Here is a 1,190-nt window from a genome sequence, read left to right on the forward strand (position 1 = left end):
GCAAGCTCATCAGGTTGCTCAATGATGTCTTCGGCTTCATTAAACAATTCACCTTGTGCGTCAAAGCCTTCGGTACTTTTACCAAATTGTTTTTGTTGCGCTAGGCGGAATTGCTCCTCTAGATACCGGTTTCTCGCAGTCGCTTGCGCTAACTTTTCAGCGTGCTCTACCAACAGCTTTTTAAGCAACGCCGGATCGTTTGGAAGGCGGTTAACATCAATATTCATCCTTCTATTTTATAATGTTTTTTACCGTAAACTAGCTTAATGCGATGGTTAATATTGATCCCGCGACGATCTAAATAATGCTAGCGTTTTCGATGTTGATTTGTTGATGCCCTATGACATCATACCCAGATAATAACCAGTGTAATTGTTGCTCGGTTAAGTTTAGGGTGTCGGCGCTGAGGTTTTTCGGCCATTTAAATTTGTGCTTATCGAGGCGTTTATACCACAGGGCAAAGCCTGTGTTATCCCAATACAATATCTTCAGCTTATCTCGGCTTTTATTACAAAAAACAAACACGGCACCGGATAGCACTGACAGTTCGAGTTCACTTTCAACAATGGCCGCTAAGCCATTAATGGATTTTCTGAAGTCGACAAACTGATTGCAAAGGTACACGTCGGGCACATCAATAAACATGTTCATGCTTGCAGCGCCTTTATTAAATTAGCCACCCATGTAGGCTCAGATGAGGTTGGTATAGTTAAATGAGTTTCACCATGAGATAACGTGATTGAGGCATTCACTTTATGGGGAATGGCTTTGTTTTGCACTTTCACCAATTTAGGTGCTTTTGCAGCGTCTTGTAACTTAGACCGATATTTATAAAAGTTTGAAGTGGGTAACATGTTTTCTTTACAAAATGCGACAATAGATAAGCCGCTGGTTTGTTGCTGCTCAATCAATTTTTGCCAGTCATTAAGGGTTCTTTTTTGCATAATACCTCCAGTAGAAACTGACGATATTTTCTATTAATTAAATCCACTCTGCTAGGTGTCGTTGCTCGGACGCTTACCTAGGTGTTGATGTGAGTGTCTATTAATTGTGCGTATTTTACTTTTCTGCAGACGTAAAAAAGCCCGAATCGTTAGATTCGGGCTTTCTACAATTTGAAGCCTGGTAATGTCCTACTTTCACATAGCAAATGCTACACTATCATCGGCGCTGTTTCGTTTCACTACTGA

The 1,190-nt window shown here is 40.8% G+C and carries 2 protein-coding genes and 1 pseudogene; all 3 read right to left on the reverse strand.

The window, feature by feature from the left end; genetic code table 11:
- Positions 1 to 227: pseudogene (locus L652_RS0108140) on the reverse strand (IS66 family transposase); the annotation flags it as partial.
- A 70-nt stretch (positions 228 to 297) separates the two neighbouring features.
- Positions 298 to 651, reverse strand: coding sequence for an IS66 family insertion sequence element accessory protein TnpB (tnpB, locus tag L652_RS0108145; RefSeq protein ID WP_024596033.1), 354 nt, complete (start codon positions 649 to 651; stop codon positions 298 to 300).
- Complete coding sequence (locus L652_RS01000000123505) at positions 648 to 944, reverse strand: hypothetical protein (protein WP_024596032.1); 297 nt, start codon at positions 942 to 944, stop codon at positions 648 to 650. Before L652_RS01000000123505 ends, tnpB begins: the two co-directional genes overlap by 4 nt.
- Positions 945 to 1,190: the final 246 nt, after the last annotated feature.

The organism is Pseudoalteromonas sp. TB25, assembly GCF_000497995.1.
GTDB classification, from domain to species: Bacteria; Pseudomonadota; Gammaproteobacteria; order Enterobacterales; family Alteromonadaceae; genus Pseudoalteromonas; species Pseudoalteromonas distincta.

Excerpts from the sequence above, each read along its gene's own strand:
- tnpB (WP_024596033.1), bottom strand. The coding sequence starts at position 651 with ATGAACATGTTTATTGATGTGCCCGACGTGTACCTTTGCAATCAGTTT.
- L652_RS01000000123505 (WP_024596032.1), bottom strand. The coding sequence starts at position 944 with ATGCAAAAAAGAACCCTTAATGACTGGCAAAAATTGATTGAGCAGCAA.